Genomic DNA, 20,849 nt, shown 5'->3' with positions numbered 1-20,849 from the left:
TCTTAGCGATAGTGCGTCATGCTCTTGAGTTTCTGCTGCAGTGGCTGTTTTGGCTTTTCTGCTATTTGGTTGGCAATAAAAAATCTCCCACTTGGCTGAAATGTTGCTATTAAACCTGTAGATCGGCACCTCAACCAATGCATAACAACTTCAAAGGCTTAATGAAGTCCGTCGGTGCTCTATCGGGCTTGTGCTTGTTGGCGGCATTTACTCCAGCTGAACTCAAAGCAGAAGAGTGCATTGTCCAAGGATCATCTTTGAGCTCTAAGCAAGTTGCCAATCTTCAAGTTGGAAATGTCGGTGATTCTCCAGTGCGCCTATCGTGGATCAACTTCCAAGGGAACCGCCAAGAATGGGCTGTGATAGAACCAGGAGGATATACCGATATTCAGTCATATGCCACGCACTTATGGGTTATTGAAGATGTTGGAAGTGGTGATTGTGAGGCATCAGTCCGAGTCGGTAAAACAGTGTTAGTAAAAGTGGGTAGATAAACAATTGCGGTAGTCACAGCTTTGCTGATGCTTCTCACGCCAATGTCCCCCGCATTGCGCAGCATTGGTTGTTATTGAATTGCAGTAAAGATGTTTTGTAAGACAGTATGTTCAGTGTGAAGTATGTGTATGAAAGGCTATTCAGGGTGATTTGGGTCAATACTCACACCATTTATGAACCACCGGCAACGCTAAGACTGCCCACGGTAGTGGTCAGCAGCACCAAAGCCTGGACATCTTTTGCGGAATTTATCAAGCTCTATGCTGAGTCGCCTCTCTTTAGGGCTTCTGGCTTCTGTCATCTATTTGTTGCTTTATCTGCCATTGCTCATGAAGGCATTGCTGATGGCCAGTGCAGCAGCGGTGAGTGTGGCAAGGATCATTCCCCAATTCTAGGTTTTCGACGATCAACGATTTAATTGCATCGCCAGATTCCATCAGTGAATTTAATACCTGAACCTTGCTCGGAGCAGCCGGTTTTAATCGCAGCTGGATCAAATTGAGTTGTTTGATTCACTTGCTTTTTGTCACTGCAATACCACCCTGCACCTAAGGATCCTGTGCTTGAAAAGCCTGGAGTGCTAGAGCAACCCCTGTGGATGTATGCCTTCTCTAGGCATTCCCAGCTTTTGCTATCCATTACATAGCCTACATAGTTTTTGTCGCTTGTACAGCCCTTGCGAATATTACATTTGTCAAAACTAGTATTTGTATTGACAGGTTTTCCATCCGTGCAATACCAACCTACTCCCATGCTGTTGTCACTGTTGCTGCTATATCCAGCACCAGCTTTGCAGTCAGGATGGATGAAGCATGGGTCGTAATTCCCATCGGTAGATGAGGTGTTGGAGTTAGAGTTGTCGTCATTCGAACCCGAATTCGAGTTGTCGTTTGTGTTTGAGTCTGAATTGTCGTTATATGAGTTAGAGCTGTTCTCGTTTGTGTTTGAGTCGGAATTATCGCTATTCAAGCTTGAGTCTGAATTATCGTCTTTAATTTCAAGCTTAGGTTTCCCTCCTCCAAGCTTTAAATCAATTCCGATTTCAGCAAAAGCCTTGGGACTTGCTGTGAAGCTGAAAACGCCAAGAGCCAAGCAGGCTGCTAAATGAATTGATCGCATTGTGCTAAATGAGATTTCATTGATGGTTTATTGATTCTACGTATGCAAAATAGAAAAAGTTGGAATTACTCCTGATTGAAATGATTTGCATTAACTAATGCGTCAACGTATAGGCTAGATGGCTAGATGATTGCAGGGCATTTGGCCAAAGCTCAAAAGAGACATCGGCGATGAGAGTTCTGCTTTAAATGTATAAACTTGTTCAATTTATTTTGGGGGATAGGATGTTTTGCTATCTGCTTTTCATCCTACCAAGGGCTTCCGTATGGCTCTAGAGTCCATTGGCCTAATGATCTCATTGTCATGCTGTTGTTGTCTAAGGTATAGCCTCTGACGTCCAGATATTTCTTTTCGTTGTCTGTTATGAGATTCATCCAATAAAGATTCATTTGTGGTGGCCAATATGGGTCCAGTGCTTTTTTGTCTCCACTATTTGCCTGGTCTTCGGCCTCACCAGGGGCTCCACTTTCATTATCCCAGTAGCACTTTACGCCTGGAGTATTGGTTTGAGTAAACAAGCCATTCGTGGCGTCACCCTTTCCAATACCAGTGCATACCCAAGGAAATGTCATCATATAAAGAACCGGTCCTCTGCTGTTAGGAAAAGGATTTCGAATGGAGAGAACCGCATTCTCTGCATGTTGAGACCAGGCTCCTGTTGCCGCTGATCTAAAATTTGTCAAATCAATTTGAGTTGAACGATCTCCCCATTGCCACATGCCAGCTTCGTAATTCTCGTAAATATGGCCAGTCCCTGGATGCTTGAACTGGCATTGTCTGCGGTTGGAGTTTGGATCGTTTTTTCGCGAAGCCACTTGGTTGATCGTGATTGAGTGTTCACCGTTTTCACCTTGGCACCAGACTGTTGATTGGTCTTTTGACCACCCGTAAAAACGCTCCAAGAACAGAACATCACCTTTGCAATCTGGCATAATGCCAGCTCCATCGCAGCCGTGAAAGACCCAATAACTTGTATCCTTAGAGCCATTCCCCTTGTTAAACATCCAAGCTTGAGATTGATATGGCCCACCAGCTATGTCTTTGACCGTATCTGACATGCAAAAATTATTTTTCTTGTTTCGGTTTCCGACTCCGGTTTGATTGTTATAGCTCCATGGTTTGTAAGCAAATGGCGAGCAACTCATTTGATCAATAACATTCCCTGCGGTGCTACCGCCGCCACACCAAGCCTGGCTCCCTTCGCCTGGGCAAAATTCAGCTCGAGCCGGTGTGGCCAGTGAAATCGCTCCAGCGCCACATGCGAGCAAAGCAAAAGTCAGTACCTTGCTCAATTGATATGTCATTTGATACCTTTTCGCTTTATAACTTTACTCAAGCCCTTGCAATATGCCGTCAAGACGCATGATTTGTTAATCTTTTGTCCAGGCTGATTTGTGGGATAGTTTGTAGCAGGTCTCTGCGAGATCAATCACAAAGTGACACGTTGCATCTTCTTGTTCCGCTTTCTCATATTGTTTCTTGATGGATCGAGGCTGTGACTGTTTCATCTTCGGAATGCATGGATGACACGTCTGTGCAACTTTGTCTAGACAAGCTTTCTTGGTAAGCATGGCTAGCTAATTGCCTGGTTTTCATATCTGCTTGTGTGTCGCCCCTCCAAGAGTGAGATTTTTATCAAATAAGCTGGGTTTACGCCGATTTGGTGATCTGGATTGTTTGTGTTTTAGATGGACTGGAGGCGGCAATATAGTCAGCTATAAAAAGGCCCCGTAAGACAGATGTCCAACGGGGTGGGTGATGGGGAACCATAAGAATGGTTTGTATTTAATCATTGTCAATGAACAAGACAGTTGAAAACATACCCGCAAAACCACTTATGCACCAAAAAAGCAGAGGTTCTCCAATCCTCTGCCTTGGTGTGTGAGGTGGAACCACTGCTCCCCAGCGTTGGCTCCCTTTCAAGATGGCTCCGCTACTGGTTTGCTGACCTTGGATCAGCAGTTAGGCGCAAGACCTCAATGCCGCAATGATCAGCGAGATTCTTTCCACTAGAGCTTTCCAGCCGGTGGATTCAGAGCAGACCGTTGTTCTTGATCATCTCATCATTGAGCATCACTCCCCGATCGAGAGGACAAAGAGCCCCACTCCAATCACTAGAAAGACCCCGAGCGCTGCAAACATTCTCTTAAGGCGAATGAATCAGGTCTAAGTAGAAACACTTGTTTACTGTGAGTTTTTTCTTGAGAGTGATCCTGACCTTCCTGATATGCAAAGAGGAAGGCCGCCCTCCCCAGTGGAAAGACGGCCTAACTCGCTCGTTCATGCATGGTTGAACCCATCACGACAGTAAAGATGAGGGGTCGAAGCTTCTGGCTAGAGGCGCCCTGGGGCTATTGCTCTAGGTGTTGGGTCGGTTTCTCCTAGGGCACCTGGGGCGGTGCAAGCGGAGCATCGATGGCGTGACGTATCTGATGTGTACCTACCAATCGACCAACCCAGGTCATTGTTGAGACTGTTGGAGCAGGGGCCAGAAAGTCAGTCTGCTTCAGCGATCTGCGCTGGTGGAGTGTCGGCTGTCATTAGCTCCTCCGATCTCGATGAACTTAGTTTCCATCCGTTGCATGCTTCCTGCCATCGGTCAAATCGCGCATTGCCTTCAATGGCAAAACCTCCAATAGTGGTAATGGCGTGCTCACGCTCGGTTGCAGACCACAACTGATGCTGTTGGGTGCTTCCCTCTCACTGCAGCCCCGAAATCTTGACCATCAAAAGCTGTTACAGCGGGGATACCCACTACAACCACCGGTTAAAGATCCGGTTGGCCTGTATGGACACCCCCGAGCTGAGGGGCAAGAGCGCCAACCAATTTCATGTAATGGTTGCAAGCGACTACGCCGAAATCTTTTGGAAGTAGGTGCATCATTGCTTTTCACAAATTCAAACACCATATCAAGTGCTTAGCTGTCACCCACGTCCTCCATATATAGCGTTTGCCAATAAGCTCTTCCTAGATGATTGATTCTGATTGCTTTTGGTTGTCGTGGGCCTATTTGGTCTCGAAGCTACGTTGACTTGATCTGTAGGCAGTGTTGTTCCGTTCATTGAAAAAATGCTTGTCTGTTTTCGCGCAGTGGGCTCTTTGTCGGCTTCTTTGGCGTGATCCATTGACAACTCAGTCGTTGGATCAAACGTAATTGCTTAAATTAAGAAGTCAGCTTGTTACATTGAAGCCAGTAATCATGACCCCAAAAGAAATTCAAATATTGCATCAGATGTATGTCGCTGCTGCTTCACTAAAGAGTGTCCATTAACTGGTTCTTCAATCAAATGAAATAACCTCTAAGAACATTCTTGACTGATCAGAAGAAGAGTCGCTTTCGTAGAGCCTCCTTAGGCAAGTCTTGAAACCGAACCTTTTATTACGGCTGTTACACCTTTCAAGCTGCCTGCAGCAGGCATAGACCAAAGAGGTCGATTTCGGAGATTCCCATGACAACAAATCTTGTTCGGTGCGACTGCCCACCTTGTACATGCAGTATCGAGGAAGCAACAGCAGCCATGTATGGGAACAAGCTTTTCTGCTCAGAAGCTTGTGCAACTGCGCACATCAATCAAGAACCATCCAACAGCGCAGAACATACCGAGTGTAGTTGCGGCTGTTAACCAATCATCACGCCTGCAGCTTCTACGGGCGTGATGCTTTTTATCTTCTGGCAGCCGAGGTTATGAGTCCTTGCTATCTGCTTGATCAGCCCTGAGACAATTAGCTTGTGAAATCATGTCCTGAAAGCTCCAGCCGTACAACTGAGGGCGGTTGTCTCAGCTCCCTGCCCTCGTGAATTGTCCATAGAGGACCTTGTTGAGCAGCGAAAGTGATTGGCAAGGATATGTCGGGCAATCAAGGACGTAACGACACCATCTTTAACTTCACAGGAATCGAAGGCCCAAGAGTGAAGCCGCGCCGACGTGGTTTGTTCCAACGATTGCTTTTAGGAGTGAGTTCGAACTGATTGTTTAGGAGTATTTTGGCTAAAATTAATTTCATTTCATAGAGAGCTAGAGCTGCGCCAATGCAGCGTCTAGAACCTCCGCCGAAAGCAAGAAATTCATGGAGACCGTAGGTCTGATTCATGAAACGTTCAGGATTAAATTGCAGTGGTTTGGGATAAAGATCAGGGCGTTCATGGACGGCCTGAATACATGCCATCACCACATCACCCGAGCGGAAGGCATATCCTCCCAATGTGATGGCGGATTCGATGCGACGAGGGAACGTCAGCATTGCTACCGGATGGATGCGCAGAACTTCATTTACGACTGCTGATAGGTATGGGAGCCTTGCAATCGCTTCGGGATCGGAGTGGTCAAGTAAACCATTGAGTTCATTCATCAACCGCTCTAGGACTAAGGGATTGCGATGGATCCAGTAGAACGCCCAAGTCAGAGCTGTAGCGGTGGTCTCGTGACCTGCAAACAAAAGCGTCAGCAATTCATCGTGTAATTCATCGTCACTGAGCCCCTGTCCTTCATCATCTTTGCAGGACAGCAACAGGCTGAGAATATCGGCTGACATGTTCTCTTCACCGCATCGTTCCACCGCTCTGCGTCGTGAAGCGATCTGTTCGAGTAACAACCGCCGGATGGCGGCATCTGCTGCTTTAATCCGTCCTCCTGGACTCCATCTCCCAAGATCCCTGCGAAGAAAAGGGAAGAACAACAGGAGAGACCCAAGTGGACCGGAACGGATGCTGATGCTCGAAGCGAGCGACCGTTCAAGTTGTCGAAAAGCATCCCCTTCATGCAGACCAAAAACTGCGGTGAGAATCACTCGCATGGTGATGCCCTGCATTTGTTCCCGTGCGTCAAAGACATCTCCAACATTGAGATCTATCAGGGATTGATCAGCTAAGGAGGAAATCAACTGTCCATAGGCTTTCAGCCGTTCTCCATGAAATGGAGGAGTAAGCAACTTCCTTCTCTGACGATGCGTAGCGGGTGCGAGCAAAATGATGGAGTGTTTGCCTAAAACTTGAGACAGCAATCCGTTCAATTGTCCTGGTGCAGTGATATGGCGACCCCCGTCTTCATTAATCAGCTCTTTAATCACAGATGGATCGCTGATGAGCACCTGCTGGGGAGGCAGAGTGGGAGACATTCTCACGCGAACGACACCGGAGTTGCGGAAAAAGCAGCGTCGGTAGTAGGCGATCGGCCTGAGAATCGCCTCCAGCATCTGCCAATGGGGAGCCATTGACAATGCTGGAATGGCCTTCCCCTGAGTACTTTGAAAATCGCCTTTAATGACTGATTGATTCATTAAATAAAATTTAGATGGGTTTCGGGTGTGGTCTGCTCTACTCAGGCATGCCAGCTCTTATTTCAATATTTTATTGGGTAAGTTTCTGATTAGGGCTTAATTGCTAGTGCATCAATGACTATTTAGGGGCAATACTTTGCTTGCGACCAAGCTCTGAGGTCTTGTTTGCGGGTGTAGCCAGGTGGCGGTGATGTTTGCCCACGAGTCGCTTTATGGGTTGGCCTTCTTGTAATTCTCTACAGCTATTGCAATGCAATCTTCGTCAGATTCAGTTGCTTGATCATCATCAGCAACATCTTCGAGGCATTTCTCAGTGATGTCACTCATGACATAGTCAGGTACCCCAGGAACAGCTGTAACAGCCATGGGTGCTGCAAGAGCTATAACGAGTGTGGCGAGTGCAGGTCTCATAGGGCTTGAAGATCACTATCAACGTCTAGCTATACAAAACACATTTGGGTAGCCGCTGGGATTGGCATCTCTGCCTTGCCTCACTGTCAAGTCCCTCACTGGATCGAGGTAGAACTCAGCCCTCTTTCCGCGAGGGGTTCTACGACGGACGTGGACCAGTCTCCCTAGTCCCTCACTAGAGAAAATCCGACGGACTGATGATCACAAAAATAGAAACGAGGACATCTATTTCTAAGCACATCTACTCAGTGCGCATGAGCAGGGACTGGTCCCATCACCTGCGGTAGGTGATGACTATCCAGTGCCCATCAGCAGGCGTAGCCGTGGAGTATTACGACGGTGTCGTCGCCAGCTAGATACAGCATCTAGTGGGATTGCCGTCATGCCAATGGATCTGGCCATGCCATCGGTCATGGATGTGATGATGCCCCCTCAGAATCGCCTGTGAGCGGCCTGCAGCGGTAGCTGTGGCACCGAGGGCCAGGCCGTCCTCCCCAATGATTTCACCTACCCCCAGGGCCTGCTTCGATTGCAAGAGGGGTTTCGATTTCTCGAACGGAGGCCGGCCACGGGGGGAATCGCCGCCGTCGCGTTATGGGTAGTCCCTTCAGAAAAATATCTCATTTCTTTTTGAAGGTGACACTCAGGAGGCTCTGTAAGCGTCGAAAGGTTATCCCTTATGCATCTCTGTAGCTAACACTTAAGGTGACTTCCAGGGGCATGCAGGAGCCTCTCAGGATTAATTAGATAGGGTTGCTGGTCCCAGGGCTATTACTTAAGCTTGCCCTGGATCATTGAATAGCTTGGTTGAGAACAACGGCACCAGCCTGGATGCCTTGTAAGCATCTCAGCAGCACGTAATTCAGTGGCAGTCAGTGTAGCCTCAGCTTCACATCGAGCACACTTCAGATAATAAGATTGAGTGGTCATTGTTTGATTCGATATATCGTCCAATCGCCTGAGCAACAGCATGATGCTGAGCAACAGCATGATGCTGAGCAAGCATGTTGTGAGCTATCAGGTCATTGACTGAGTCGATATGAGTAAGACTTGAGTTATGTCCCGTAGGACCAGTCCTTACTCTCTCGATCTCTTCCAGACGCCATGCGTACATGGGTCGATCCGTGATGACGGTGCGAAAGCTGCTGGCTTGCATCGCTATGACGGTGCCCAGGACTTTATCGAATCGACGAAGAATTAAGCGAAGATCTTCGAGCTGAATCTTCAGCAGGACCAGCCGCTCTATGTCGAAGTCCTCTGCGAAGCGGCGGGCATGGTGCTAAATGTTATAATTAATGAGCCCAAGTAGCAAGCTGCACGCTATCGTGAATCGTTTTTTGTTTAATAGAATATGCCACTAATCATCCATCTTTCGCTTTTATTCTTTTCATGGATATTTTATTTCTTGGGAAGCAATCAGTCAAGCGATAGCAAAGTAAATATACTCTTGGGCCAGGATCCCAGCGCGACAACAGAAGCCTTATCCGCCAATATCTTACTGCCTGAAGATGCAATACAATTAGCAAAAAATGAGTTTATTGTTGCAGACACCGGCAATAAATACCTTAAACGCCTTTATGATGGGAAGCTTTCTGTTGTTGCCGGCAGCGGTGGACAAGCATCAAAATTAAATTTATCAACCATCAGTACCCCCAGTGAAAATTTAACAACTTTCAGAGTCATTAAGTTAAACCATTCTCAATGGCTGTCATTTAGCAAAGAAGGAATACGCCTTCATAGCCCTAAAAAAATTAAATTTATTGCAAATAGTTATACGCTTAATGACGAGAACTATGTACTGAATTTTCCACAGTTTGCGAAAAAAACCGAACGAGGAATTTTTGTTTTTGATGGAGAAGTCGGAAGAAAACGTTTCTTGAAGCTTCAAGACAACTTATTAATTCCAGCCAAGCTTTTATCCAGAGAAATTTTAAATCGCAATTTAATGGGTTTTGATATTTGTGGCGAAAGGTTAGTAATTTCCCTTCAAAATATTAATGGAGACGTAACATTTTATCGTGAATCAAAAAATGGTGTCGAATATTTATTTTCAGACAGACCCTATTCCAATGGAATCAAGTGTATCGACGACAATGGTTTCATTTATGGTGCTCGATGGGAATTAAAAATGTTTAAAAATGGCACCACATCTGTATTGTCTGATAGGTTTGTGCATATTTCCTCAATTCGAGATAGCCTCAAGGCAAATACCTTCGTCATCACTGACTCTGATTCAGACGAGATAAGTCTTTTTGATCTTGAAACAAAAAGGAAAGACGTTGTCATATCCAGAGAAAATGCTTTTTTGTCATCAGTAATTACACAGTTTCAGCTACTGGCTGACGGGAAAACATTGCTTGCAATGACACCTACGGGATCTATTATTAGATACAACATATCAACAAAATCTTTTCATCGTTTGATAGATCCAAATAGAACTGCCATTTGGAACCATTTATTGAATGGACATAAATTTGAATCTCTTAGAGCTTTTGCATTGGATGAAATAAATAATTTTTTATATTTGGCCTCAAACCATGGCATATTTAAATTGAACTTACAAAATGGAGAATTTGCTTTGTTCGCAGGCTCCGAATCTGAATATGGAAATTCAGATGCCTCAAGATTAGAGGCTAGATTTGCGGTAATACGAGATTTACTTTTATTTGATGGGAGTTTGTACATTGCAGATGCATGGAATGACAAAGTACGTCAAATCGACCTTAAAAGTGACATGGTAAAAACAATTCTAGGATCTGGCATGAATGAGATTTACAATGAAAATGTTGGCATTGATGTGTGTATGCCTGCACTGGATATGGCGTTGAATCGACCGTTGTCTTTGGCAGTATTTGAAGATAAATTGATAGTCGCTAATAGTTACAGTCACTACTTAGTTTCTTTGCCTCTTTCTAATATGGATGAAGTTTGCCTTTTCGCTGGGCGACCCATTCCCTCTAAAAACCAATATGGAGGATCTTTTCTTGATGGCTTTAGAATGAGCGCGTCTTTTAACGGTATTCAGCATATTAGTGTATCTGGTCAGAAATTAATTGTGACCGATATGTTTAATAATGCAATCAGAACCATAGACGCTAATGGAAATGTTAAGACACTATTTGCGTTTAAGACTCACACCCCTCAAGCGGCAATATTTCATGGTGGCAATTTAATATTTTCAGCACTTTCTGGCACTTTAAATTCAGCCAGAATTAATGATAAAGATCTGTGAATTAGATTTTCGGGCAGAAAGTTTCACGTCATCAAGGTAACTCAAATGCCAAGAGAGTCGTCATAAGACTGGAGGTGAGCACATCTTTCGCCTAAATGAGTTACCACTACACAGGCAGCCCGCCTATGAACTTGGCGGACTGCGAGGCGTTCTGTTGATAACGATGCTCCGCTACGTCAAAGGGCTTTTCACATCATTAGATGAGCTTGATGAGTTGCTGCTGATCCAAACGATTGCAGACAATCTGATGAATGAGCAGGATCTTGCTGATGATCAAGTTGAAGGTAAGGACCAGTGACTCAAGGTCCTCCCTTGAGGAATACATGGTTGTCAGGCTGACCTTCCCAAGGCTTCTCACTCGATTGCATGCCTTCCCGAGCATCCACTTCTGGGCGTCTAGGTCGTTACCTATCGCCTTGCTAAGGGTCACTAGATACATCTGCGCCATTGGATCTCCCGTGGATGCACGCAGTATTGCATTGGTTCATACCTAAGTGTTAAGCCTTGCTACCCTATCCGCTGTTGATATGCTCCGGTCATCAATCCCACTAGCAGGATCAACCCTTGCCAATCGACGAGACCAAGAATGTCAGGATCGTCTTCGTTGTCAGTCATGAGACGAGGGCCGAGCTTGAGGTGCTAGCGAAGAAGGACCGCAGGCCTCTGGGCTCTTACCTCAGAAACCTCTGTGAAGACCACGTAGAGGAGAAGAAGGCGTGAGTCTTTGTGTTTGCCCGGGACCAGTATCTAGCTATTGTTAATGACACTTTTAAACCTTGCTCCTCTCAGGATTGCCTACAATAGGCCTCTGATTGGCCGAAGGATGAGAGATCTCGCCTATGAGGTAATTAAAGCATGCTTCAGAGGCACGTAGTCACCTTAGAGAGGACGTATCTGTTTATCTTCGCCCACCAAGCTATCGAGCTTGTTTGATTAGCAGTTTCGTCCGAAGTGATCTCGAGGGCAGTATTCATAATCGGAGGGAGTAGGCGACAGAATTATTTCTGGGAGCTTATCCAAAGCAAAAAAGAAACGTTCAGGAAGAACGAAGACATACAGCACCATCCCTCCCCAATAGCCGAATCGGTATGCAGCACTCTTTTTGTTCTTTGGGCAAGCCTCTTCTTCCTTCTTTGTCTTAAACGAATCACGGATCTTGGCCATCTGCTCTTCGTTTGGAGCTTCTCCCGGTGCAACGCCAGCAGCAGCTCTGAGAGCCCCAACTTTCGTGTAGAGATCAATCCCAGGGGCCTCTCTAGGTTCTCCTCTTGCAACTCGTTGGCATCCCGAGTCTCCACGCACAGCAGTTTTTGCTAGTTCTGCGTACTGCTTGATCGTTACCGGCGTTCCGCAGATGAGGCAGGGGAGTGTTTTAGTCGACATAGTCCCTTACAGGCTTGACGACCAGCCAAGTCCACCAGCGGTTAGCCCTTTCCCACTTAGCTAATCGGCCCTTTCCCCCTCCCGGATGAAGTATGTCTCGCTCGACCATTGGGCACTCTCTCTCGTACTTGGCCTGAAGGTAAGGTCTTAAGAAATTAAGGGCCGCAACGGAAATACCAAGAAGCGAAACAACGAAAAGAATCCACTGCCTCATCGAATAAAGCCCGCCTTGTCTAGTCACTCAGTCATGAGCTCACCTTATAGCTGTCGATGAAGGACCGGACTGTGAGTAGCTGCTTGGGTTTAGGTGAAAGTTGACTGAACGTGTCAATGAAATCGTTGACGGTCATACCACTATCAATCCCACCAACCATGTGATGAGAGATCGATTGGGTCTGGTCCTGGTAAGTAATAACGGCCTGTGTAGGCCTGTGTGATTGCACGGCAGGTGCAACCTTGTGCCTGACATAGGCACCCTCGGGGCCAGTCCTTGTCCTGCAAATGTAGTTAGTTAATCCAAAACATATTTGTCATAGAAATCTCGCCATCCAATATTTTTACCCTCATCGCACATCTCCTCGAGCATCTCAATAGTCTCTTCTATAACCATGCCAAACCTGAACTCGGTAAATCCGCCGCTAGATAAGTCTTTGGGTAAATCATTTGCCTGAAAATCCTGAGTTGCTTTCAATGCGGCCTGCTCTACTGCCCAGCACTGTCCTCTTTTCAAGCTTTTCGTCCACCAAACATCACTTACCTCACCCTTTTCGAATCTTGCCTGTGGATCAAATGCGATCCAGATCTTGTCGAATTGACCCCCAATTTCAACTAAGTAGATAAGGCTTTACCTCTCGGCATATTCAGGATCTCCTGCATAAGCTCTGTGCCCTTCGTTATGGAAGTTAAGTGGTCGAGTTTCTAAGCCAAGGCAGCCACAGCTTTGTGTTGCTCCGGATTTGACAGCTCCAATCGGAAGAACAACACTATTTCCACAATCACATAACCATTCCCAGTCTCCAATTGGTCGTCCATTTCTCCTAATCCTTTGCTCCTCATCTGGCAACCTTCTTACTGCAGCAAGTCTTACGTACCTTTTGCCTGTGATGTCCTGGAGGCGAAGTTGCCTGGGTACCTCTACTACTCTGCAGCCACAACTTTGAGTGTGACCACTGCGTAAATGCTTCCCGCTTACGACAATCTCTCCTCCGCAATCGCATTTGCAAAGCCATGCTCGTCTTTTCTGTCCACTCCAGGCAAGACTTTCTGATCTCTTGACTACAGTTAGCATCCCATATCTTTCACCAATCTTTTCAGTTTTACCTCCTCCTTTCTGGCACCCGCACGACTCGACTCTTCTGGCTAGAAGTCTTGATGCAGAGGTTTCTACGGTCTCTCCGCAATCACAATCGCATCTCCAATAACCACGCCGCGTAGGCTTTTTCTCAAACTCTTTTACAAAATACTCACGGGCAACAAGAAGCCCAAAGCGTTTACCTGTTAATCCTTTGGCTTTTTGGGCATTATTTGTTTGTCCTCATTGGACTGGTCCTACCCACTCGTCGAGCTGTTCCCAGGCAGGAGCCACAGCCTTCCTCATCGCCTCTGCTCCGTACTTGCCGCCATGCCTGTTGGCCATATCGGAGTGACTGAGCCTGTGACCCAGCATTGCTTCGATAGCGATCTCATTCGACTGGAGATCTCTGCCCAGCTTGGTGAGCCCATGCCTGAACGAGTGTGATGAGAGATCAGGGTTGATTGTCTGGATCTGTTTGTTGATGTGAGCAGCTGAGCCCCAGACAAAGTCGAAGTCCCTCAGTAGATCCAACACAACAGGAGGGAGAGGGATGGTTCTCTCGCTTGCCTTGTTCTTGGCTGTTTCCACCACTACCTCCATGGTTCCCTCGTCAAGGTCGAAGTCTTCCGCCTTGCGTCTCCTCACCTCTGAGATCCGACACCCCGTGTAGGTCTGAATGAGGATCGGGATGAGCTGTCTCTTCAACAGAGTTGGGACCAGTCCCTTCAATCCTCTGTAGTCCTGCTCCTCTGCAGGTGGGATGTGATTGGCCTCGCCTGCTGCGTAGTCCACCAAGGCGAATGGGTTCGAGTGTCCAGCTAGGAGTCCTGACTTGATGCAGGTGTGCACCAACCCAGAGAGCAAGGAGCACTTGCTGTTGATGGTCAGGCCACTGAGCCCATCCCCTTCCATCGTCTTGATCCATGCCCCTGATGGTTGTCGGTGATGCCTCCTGAAGAGTGAACGGGCACTGCTTGATCGCGATGCCGACATTCCTGTGCCATGAGGCTGAGTAGGTCTTCTTGTGCTTGCGCTTCAGCACGCCCTCGGCTTCCCTCACTAGCTCCAACCAGTCGGTCTGCTTGATCAGGTCATCGTTGGCTGCAACCTTTCCCCAGGTTTTCTGCTTGGCAACTGCTTGGGCGTAGTCGTTTCTTCCGTCTGGAAGCGTCGGGATGTCCCACTCAGTTACCGCTGTATCTGCTCTCCACCTGCTCTCGCCTCTCGCTGTTGCTGCCTCTGCCTCTAGCTCTTGCATTGCCTGCTGTGCCCTTGCTGCTGCCTTGACCGGGTCCCGTGTCTCAAGGGACTTCACTCGGCGCTTGCCATCTATCCAGAGCTGAACACACCAGATACCATTCGGTCTTCTCTGTAGTGGCTTCTTCGGTCTGCCCATGGGCTTAGTTCTACGAGTTCTACTACGACGACGTGGTGAAAACACAGTGAAAGCCTGTGGTCGTCTGTCCGTAATGTCATCGCAGCCTTGACCACATGCGGAAGCCTCGGTTGGGGGATGGGAACCAACCAAATCTCACCCGATCGGGGATGTTCAGATAGGGGTGCTTCGCTGCAGTGATTTAGAAGCCATGTGAGCAAGATCACAGGGCCGCTTAGATTGACAAGGCTTGCCGAGTAACAGGAAAGAAACAATTGAGAGATAGAGATCTATCTCTAGATGTTCGTCATCTATTTGATAATTCCAACTGCTCTCACTTGTTGGATTTATCAGAAAAATGTTGGTCGTAGCGTCTTTAATATTCCGACTTCCACTCATGGAAGGTTGGCTCGGAGTGTAGCCAAAAGATTTTTTGCATTTAATATCTATGGATGACGTCAATTCCGTTTGTTAATAGTCGTTGACTAGTCGTTCACTCCAATACACAACCGCTCCTTGAGCTTCAAGTTCAGTCCGCCTGTGGCGGGCCATGGAGACGGGAACGGTTTCCTCAGTACGTCGGCCAGCTTCAAGCCATCGAATCAAAACCATGGACATGATTAACCCTCTGTCTTTGGTGTGAGCTTTAAGCCACTGCTCCTCAACGTTGGCTCTTTTTCAGAGTGGCTTGATTCAAGGTTCGTGTCCTCGAAACTGCAGATAGTCGCAAGACCTCAAAAACTCATTGCTTCTTTGGCAGACATAAAAAGGGACAGTTGTCTGATGCTGACTACCTTCTTGAGCGCAGTCGAGCAGATGACCTTGGAGCCACGTTAAGACGCAAGTCATTAAAATCCCAAAGACATGCTGGCCGAAATGAATGGGTGCTTGCGGCGCTATACAGCATCTTTTAGAAGAAATAATTGAAGAATAGAGGCTAATCACTATTGGTTTGTCTGCGATTTCTGTTGGCAGTGAGCTGTTATTTGACTCACTAGTGATCTTCTATGCCTTTTAAAATGGACCTAAATGTCAATGTTGTAGCCAGTAACGGCCATGGTTCGCCTCTTTTGAGTTTCTAATGCTTTGCCCTGCTCTTGTCGCTGCATTTGAGCAGCTCTTGCTCGATCAAATTGTGCTGCTAATTAAAACTGTTTAGAATGAATGCAATTGATATGTTGCGGTTAATTGGCTGATCTTCACTGCAAATGATTTAACCGTGCTCATGTGCACTCGGCGACAGGCTGCAGGTCAGATCACCGCGATACAAAGTTGTGATGAGATGTGTCTTCTATTGCCGCTGTAATTGATTTGCGAAATGTCTTTGAGTTCCTATCCTCAAAGGAGATGTAAGCAAAGCTGTGAAAACTGCTCACACCCATGCCTCTGAGCTTTTTGATGCGCACATGCAGGCAGAGCTTGCTGGAGATTTGGACGCCACTATGGAAACGATGGTTGAGAACCCTCACCTCATCAATCTTGGATCTGGCTTAGGAGGTGTGGGGCATGAAGGTGTTCGTCAGTTTTATGCGGAACAGCTAATAGGACAGTTTTTTCCACCGGATGCAGAGTTCGTGCCAATCTCACGAACAATTGACGGTGAGCGCCTAGTCGATGAAGTCGTCATCAATTTCACCCATACACAGACGATCGGACACCTCCTCCCTGCAGTGGAACCCACAGGGCGGAAAGTGACGATGGCCGTGGTTGTGATTGTGGGTCTCCAAGACGAAAAGGTGTCCTATGAGCATATTTATTGGGATCAAGCTGGACTGCTCGTTCAACTCGGGCTGCTCAATCCCCATGGTCTTCCTGTTGATCCAACCGCTCCAAAGCGCTTACTTGAGGCAATGGGTCACTAAGCGCACGGGTGGGATGCCAAGTTGATGGAGTCTGAATAGTTACCGCTCTCCTACGCTGACACAAATAGCAGTGGCTAGATTGAAAATGGTGCTGAGGTCAGAACTTGCCTAGTTCACGTTGGATCTGAGTCCTAGGTCTAACCGGTGCTGAAGACTGTGGAGATGTTTGTGTTTCCGCTGATCCTGGTTTTTGATCGCAGTTGCAACGCGGCTCTTTAATGGCAAGAGCAATGACAGCTAATGCCAGCAGTGCTACTGCAATGGAATTAATGGGAGCTTTGTTATTGCTAGTCATCGAATCTTGAAACATAGATGAATATATACCCAGTCGAGTTGTTTGTAGCGGTACATATGCTTGTGTATTTCATCTCCCAAGAGGCTGGAGTCACTTGCTGGCGCCTCTGTTGTTTGTCAACATACAATACCATTTCGGTTTGTCGCAATCAAAAAAAGAAATATATGTTGAATGGGGCTCTCCCCGTTTCTCCCGTCTATTAATTGAGTTTTTTGATGGGGCGGTAATTTCCGTTTTGGTTGGTGGAAAGATCTGGTTTGCAGCAAGAGCGACGTTTTGCTCACTTGGTTACGCTTATGCTCCAACTGTGTTGTTGTTTTCAAAATGCTGGCGCGGAAGCTGCAACTGGCAAATAGAAAAATTGCCTTGCTTATCACTGACAAGGTGGGAACAATGGGTTGCGCCTATTTATTTGTTGTCTTGGCGTTGATCTCATTCCCTGAGGCGATTATGAGTCATGATCCACTTAAAATTGTTTCGTGGATTGCTCAAACATTTTTGCAGCTTGTTTTGCTGCCAATAATTATTGTTGGTCAAAATATACAAGGTAAAGTGGCTGTTCAACAGGCTGATACTGATAGGGAAACGCTGTCTGCGATAAGAGACATGGCTACTGAAATCAGGGATTTGGGTCGGCAGCATAATCGCATCTTGGCAGATCTAGAGGGTAGATAGTGCTTGACTGCTTGTTTTGGAAGTATTGATGCTCATCTTTGATGATTCGGTATAAGAGCGTCAGTTCTTTGTCTAGAAGAAGGCTTTCCTCGAACTTCTGCAATGCTACTTCTGGTGTGATCCCCTCCCCTATTAAGTGGAGGTTGTTGATTCATAGTGTCTTGTGTTTATCAGTCACTGAAGGCAATAGGTTTTAGCCCATAAGGCTGCCTACTAGAAAACATCGCTGAAAGCCGATTACGCACAAGCTCCGCACCACCATTTTGAATGACCTACTTCTCCGATCGGTGAATGCATTTGATCTAAAGAAGAGTCTCTTTCCGCTTGTCGTTCCCTTGTCCTTGGGTCAGAAAGGGGTCAGTTCAGGAGCAGAGAATGTCTTCCGCTCGCAACCGCTCGCAGTCAGGCGAAAGCCCTCAGGTCAGTCAGCGTATTCTTCAGCATGACCTGGAAGGGGTTGGTGAAGCCATGACGGCCTTCGACGGGTTCAAATCCGCAGGGCCAGTGCTGGAGTCCATGGTCTTGCAACGACCCATTGATTCTCAGCAGCGCAGCTTTCTTGAGCAGTTGGTCTACAAAGCCCGCAATCTATTTGGATTGGTTCGATCTTGGCGGTGAGGCCACGCCACATGATGGCAACCTCAGTCTCTTGGCTGGGTTTATTTCCCGATGCGTAATGGATAGCTTCATTGCAATAAAGTGCTGAACTATGAAAAAGCGAGTCACAGTGCCGATTGAGTCGATTAATCGCCCTCATGAGAGCGTGATCGATGAAGGCAAAGTGGATGAACTAATGAGAAGTATCAGCGAGATTGGGCTTCAGGAACCTGTCGATCTCATCGAATTTGATGGTAAGTACTATGGATTTAATGGCTGCCATCGATACACAGCACATAAGCGTCTGGGGCGGAAAACGATTGAGGCCAATATCCGCCAGGTTGATCGGGCGACATTTCGCCTTCATTTGATGTGATCCAGCGGCAATCAGATCATGTTGTCCCCTTTTGGATTGAAAATCATCCTAAATTGATTTTATTTTCCTTCTCTACACCTTTGACATTGTGAGATGTTGTTTTTATGGCCATCGGGAAGTGTTAGGAAATAGGGATCTATGTCGAACTCATAACCACAATCACATGCCACATGGTACCTAAGCTTCTTCGATTTTGTGAGTCTTGTGAGCAGGGTAATCCTTCCATGTTTTTGTCCCGGCTTAAATCTTTCGAGTTTTTTGTCTCCAAGAGAAGCTCGATTAACTCGTGCTTTTAATAGGGAATTTCGCACTGAATTTTCGCTGCCTTTGCCGATGACTTTGGCGATTTGAGAAAAGGTTCTTCCTTCCTCTACATAGAGGCGCTTGATCTCTTCAAATTCTCTTTGAGTGAAGCCAGACTTTCCTGCCATTAGAGGTTCTCCTGCCTTCATTACCAAGTATCTCAGGGTTCAGATCACGTTTCACAGATTGTGTGTGCCTGCAGTCCAGGTTCTTTCTCGATTCGCTTTGACCGCAGTGAGCTTTGCTTTTGATCCGCTATGCGCCAACTGATGTTGGTTTTGATCGCTCGGAGCCCTGTGGCGTGAGGAAGGATCGGTTGTTACGCCATCGGACGTTCGGTTGTTGGCTTTTCAATCCGCGTTCACTCCCCTATATTTGAAAAACGTTGGTCCCCAGTAGGGGACGCAGTCCGATCTCAAACAAGCAACGGGGTTTGAGGCGCTGTCGGTCGTTCCCATGAACACCCTCCTCCTGATCAAAGAGAAAGAGCTGAAGGCACAACGCCTTCAGGATGCTCAGCGTTGTTTTGCTGCCCATTCAGAGGGCATTGATTACACCTCTGCGCACCTTTCTCCAACGAAGCTTGCTTCCGTGGGCAGTTAACTTCGTATCGATCTCTGAGAGCCACCCCGCATTTAGCGGGGTTTTTTTGTTTGCTCAATACAGCCAGCCCTCAGGCGGTTTTGCACCAAAGAAGTTCTGCATCTCCTAAGGCTATGAATGCAATCTGCTGAAAACGAGGGTTTTGGTCAGAAAACCTTTTGTTTTGTTGAGGGGCAAGATGCCTTTTCCACCTTCTTTGCCGCCTATCTTTTTTTGCCAATTCGTACCACGCGCGGATTCAGGGGGCAGGCCAAGGCGTGGAAAGGTGTATGGATTCCATCATGGATCAGGCTTCCCATTGGATGGGCGTTGGCACTATCGAGCTTCATTGCATGGAAGTATCACCTAATTGTTCTAATGAGCCGAGTATCCCTACGGCGATAGGCATAACTGCCCATTTTTGATTCCTCAATTGCGCTGCAGGTCTTCCAGCTCGCATGAGCCCTGCAAAGGGCGTGATTTGAGTCTTTATTTCAACAAAACTCTGTGGTCATTGCTGATCAATGCCTAGCTGGTTGACTCAGCTGCCTTGACTGTTGCTGTCTTCATTCAAACTGCATGTGCTGGCAGTGTTCTGTTCGCCTGTCAGCTTCGCCGAAGATATAACCGCTTGATGTCTAGCTCGTTCTCATTTCAGCTGGAAATTAAATTGCAATATCTCAAGATGAAATCAAGCATGAGAATGAGGTTGATTGGTCTAAAAGCTGTGTTTGGATTGAATCTCTCGTTTTTCGCAATGCAGACGGCGTAGTGATGGCAAGTATCGATAAAACAATTGTCCAGGAATTTGGGGATGCTTAGCATCTTGTGGAAGGAGATTGAGCGGTTAATTTTTAATTCTCGCGTTGCAAGCCTTCCGGGGTTCGCTTGTGGCTTCTCTTTGCTGTTGATTGATGTAGAGTGCTTAAAGTTTTAATTTGACCAATGTTTAAGCTAAAGCCTTTCCTGAAAGTGTTTTTGGCGGCTTCTTTGGGCTATTTTGCTTTCAACTGTGTTGCTTTATCTGAGGCTAAAGCTGAGATTGAGATTGAGGTAAGCCTTAAGGAACGCTACCTTTGGCTTAAAGACGCAGGAACTGTCGTCAAGAGATATCCAATTGCGATTGGTGCACCCGAATCGCCCACGATCCCTGGTGTGTATAGCATTCTGAAAAAAGTAAAAGACCCTACATATTATTCAAAGTCTCACCATAAAGTTTTCCCTGCTGGGCCTAATGATCCAGTTGGTGTTCGATTTATGCCTTACTTGAAGTCGGCAGCAGATGGAAAGGTTTATGCCGTCCATGGAACGGCTTGGCCACGGTGGGTTCACCTTCGTGCGGCTGCAAGTTTGGGTTGTATCAGAATGCTGAACAGTGACGTCATTGAAGTCTTTAATCAGGTTGAGGTAGGCACTCCTGTTGTGATTCGATGAGAGGTTTTGCCACTTCCACTTAGTTCGCCTTTTCTTAGTCACTGCTTTCTACGGCCTTGGTTGGGTGGTTCTCAAATCAGTACAAATATCTGTTGCTCTTTACTAATGCAGCCGTTTTCGCTTGAGGCTGTCATAATT

Annotated in this window: 22 protein-coding genes; 12 read left to right on the top strand and 10 right to left on the bottom strand. The window is 46.8% G+C overall.

Annotated features, from left to right (window positions below):
• The first annotated feature begins 137 nt into the window (after positions 1 to 137).
• Positions 138 to 494 carry a hypothetical protein gene (locus tag SYNC_RS11130; RefSeq protein WP_041426713.1) on the top strand — a complete coding sequence of 119 codons (357 nt, stop codon included), beginning with the start codon at positions 138 to 140 and terminating at the stop codon, positions 492 to 494.
• A 261-nt stretch (positions 495 to 755) separates the two neighbouring features.
• Positions 756 to 890, top strand: a complete 135-nt coding sequence (locus SYNC_RS15180; RefSeq protein ID WP_255321987.1) for a hypothetical protein — start codon at positions 756 to 758, stop codon at positions 888 to 890.
• 19 nt (positions 891 to 909) lie between these two features.
• Here SYNC_RS15180 and SYNC_RS14410 read toward each other — a convergent pair whose 3' ends face one another.
• Positions 910 to 1,587: a hypothetical protein gene (locus SYNC_RS14410; RefSeq protein WP_148201903.1), complete on the bottom strand. Its 678-nt coding sequence runs from the start codon at positions 1,585 to 1,587 to the stop codon at positions 910 to 912.
• Positions 1,588 to 1,862: 275 nt separating this feature from the next.
• Positions 1,863 to 2,918, bottom strand: a complete 1,056-nt coding sequence (locus SYNC_RS14405; protein ID WP_011620335.1) for a hypothetical protein — start codon at positions 2,916 to 2,918, stop codon at positions 1,863 to 1,865.
• A gap of 2,146 nt (positions 2,919 to 5,064) precedes the next feature.
• On the opposite strand from SYNC_RS14405, the gene SYNC_RS13915 reads away from it, so the two are divergent.
• Positions 5,065 to 5,238: a metallothionein-related protein gene (locus tag SYNC_RS13915; protein ID WP_011620331.1), complete on the top strand. Its 174-nt coding sequence runs from the start codon at positions 5,065 to 5,067 to the stop codon at positions 5,236 to 5,238.
• A gap of 235 nt (positions 5,239 to 5,473) precedes the next feature.
• On the opposite strand, the gene SYNC_RS11110 is transcribed toward SYNC_RS13915, so the two are convergent.
• Both SYNC_RS11110 and SYNC_RS11105 read right to left on the bottom strand, forming a co-directional pair.
• Positions 5,474 to 6,826 carry a cytochrome P450 gene (locus tag SYNC_RS11110; protein ID WP_049750360.1) on the bottom strand — a complete coding sequence of 451 codons (1,353 nt, stop codon included), beginning with the start codon at positions 6,824 to 6,826 and terminating at the stop codon, positions 5,474 to 5,476.
• A gap of 276 nt (positions 6,827 to 7,102) precedes the next feature.
• Positions 7,103 to 7,258 carry a hypothetical protein gene (locus tag SYNC_RS11105; protein ID WP_237699212.1) on the bottom strand — a complete coding sequence of 52 codons (156 nt, stop codon included), beginning with the start codon at positions 7,256 to 7,258 and terminating at the stop codon, positions 7,103 to 7,105.
• 1,492 nt (positions 7,259 to 8,750) lie between these two features.
• Here SYNC_RS11105 and SYNC_RS11095 point away from each other — a divergent pair.
• The 3 genes from SYNC_RS11095 to SYNC_RS14815 all read left to right on the top strand — a co-directional run bounded on the left by SYNC_RS11095 (position 8,751) and on the right by SYNC_RS14815 (position 11,255).
• A complete protein-coding gene (locus tag SYNC_RS11095; protein ID WP_237699211.1) occupies positions 8,751 to 10,535 on the top strand; it encodes a hypothetical protein in 1,785 nt (594 codons plus the stop codon).
• A 154-nt stretch (positions 10,536 to 10,689) separates the two neighbouring features.
• Entirely contained in the window at positions 10,690 to 10,833 is a 144-nt protein-coding gene (locus SYNC_RS15080; protein ID WP_237699210.1) for a hypothetical protein, read from the top strand.
• A gap of 266 nt (positions 10,834 to 11,099) precedes the next feature.
• Positions 11,100 to 11,255, top strand: a complete 156-nt coding sequence (locus SYNC_RS14815; protein ID WP_167897225.1) for a hypothetical protein — start codon at positions 11,100 to 11,102, stop codon at positions 11,253 to 11,255.
• Between the two features lie 213 nt (positions 11,256 to 11,468).
• On the opposite strand, the gene SYNC_RS11090 is transcribed toward SYNC_RS14815, so the two are convergent.
• The 5 genes from SYNC_RS11090 to SYNC_RS14800 form a co-directional block, all read right to left on the bottom strand.
• Positions 11,469 to 11,918: a hypothetical protein gene (locus SYNC_RS11090; RefSeq protein WP_011620322.1), complete on the bottom strand. Its 450-nt coding sequence runs from the start codon at positions 11,916 to 11,918 to the stop codon at positions 11,469 to 11,471.
• Between the two features lie 511 nt (positions 11,919 to 12,429).
• Entirely contained in the window at positions 12,430 to 12,648 is a 219-nt protein-coding gene (locus tag SYNC_RS11080; protein WP_011620321.1) for a hypothetical protein, read from the bottom strand.
• An 804-nt stretch (positions 12,649 to 13,452) separates the two neighbouring features.
• On the bottom strand, positions 13,453 to 13,857 hold the full coding sequence (locus SYNC_RS14810) for a hypothetical protein (protein ID WP_041426707.1): 405 nt from the start codon (positions 13,855 to 13,857) through the stop codon (positions 13,453 to 13,455).
• On the bottom strand, positions 13,823 to 14,608 hold the full coding sequence (locus tag SYNC_RS14805) for a hypothetical protein (RefSeq protein ID WP_041426706.1): 786 nt from the start codon (positions 14,606 to 14,608) through the stop codon (positions 13,823 to 13,825). Before SYNC_RS14805 ends, SYNC_RS14810 begins: the two co-directional genes overlap by 35 nt.
• A 450-nt stretch (positions 14,609 to 15,058) precedes the next feature.
• Positions 15,059 to 15,205, bottom strand: a complete 147-nt coding sequence (locus SYNC_RS14800; protein ID WP_167897110.1) for a hypothetical protein — start codon at positions 15,203 to 15,205, stop codon at positions 15,059 to 15,061.
• Positions 15,206 to 15,993: 788 nt separating this feature from the next.
• Between SYNC_RS14800 and SYNC_RS11060 the strand changes: the two genes are divergently transcribed.
• The 4 genes from SYNC_RS11060 (at position 15,994) to SYNC_RS11045 (ending at position 18,392) form a co-directional block, all read left to right on the top strand.
• Complete coding sequence (locus SYNC_RS11060; protein WP_083756096.1) at positions 15,994 to 16,449, top strand: ester cyclase; 456 nt, start codon at positions 15,994 to 15,996, stop codon at positions 16,447 to 16,449.
• Positions 16,450 to 17,068: 619 nt separating this feature from the next.
• The gene (locus SYNC_RS11055) at positions 17,069 to 17,419 is read left to right on the top strand and encodes a hypothetical protein (protein ID WP_148201997.1); all 351 of its coding nucleotides are present in this window, start codon (positions 17,069 to 17,071) and stop codon (positions 17,417 to 17,419) included.
• A gap of 375 nt (positions 17,420 to 17,794) precedes the next feature.
• Positions 17,795 to 18,037 (top strand): hypothetical protein, encoded by a 243-nt coding sequence (locus tag SYNC_RS11050; RefSeq protein ID WP_041426705.1) that lies wholly within the window; start codon positions 17,795 to 17,797, stop codon positions 18,035 to 18,037.
• Positions 18,038 to 18,128: 91 nt separating this feature from the next.
• Entirely contained in the window at positions 18,129 to 18,392 is a 264-nt protein-coding gene (locus SYNC_RS11045) for a sulfiredoxin (protein WP_011620314.1), read from the top strand.
• A 59-nt stretch (positions 18,393 to 18,451) separates the two neighbouring features.
• Here SYNC_RS11045 and SYNC_RS11040 read toward each other — a convergent pair whose 3' ends face one another.
• Positions 18,452 to 18,823, bottom strand: a complete 372-nt coding sequence (locus SYNC_RS11040; protein WP_041427105.1) for a hypothetical protein — start codon at positions 18,821 to 18,823, stop codon at positions 18,452 to 18,454.
• Between the two features lie 328 nt (positions 18,824 to 19,151).
• Here SYNC_RS11040 and SYNC_RS14795 point away from each other — a divergent pair, with 328 nt between their 5' ends.
• Together SYNC_RS14795 and SYNC_RS11025 are read left to right on the top strand one after the other, a co-directional pair.
• Positions 19,152 to 19,298 carry a hypothetical protein gene (locus SYNC_RS14795; protein ID WP_011620313.1) on the top strand — a complete coding sequence of 49 codons (147 nt, stop codon included), beginning with the start codon at positions 19,152 to 19,154 and terminating at the stop codon, positions 19,296 to 19,298.
• 924 nt (positions 19,299 to 20,222) lie between these two features.
• Positions 20,223 to 20,711, top strand: a complete 489-nt coding sequence (locus SYNC_RS11025) for a L,D-transpeptidase (RefSeq protein WP_011620310.1) — start codon at positions 20,223 to 20,225, stop codon at positions 20,709 to 20,711.
• Positions 20,712 to 20,849: the final 138 nt, after the last annotated feature.

It is taken from the genome of Synechococcus sp. CC9311, from assembly GCF_000014585.1.
Lineage (GTDB): Bacteria > Cyanobacteriota > Cyanobacteriia > PCC-6307 > Cyanobiaceae > Synechococcus_C.
The sequence above is the reverse complement of the archived record's forward strand: the minus strand, read 5'-3'. Positions and strand labels throughout refer to the sequence as shown.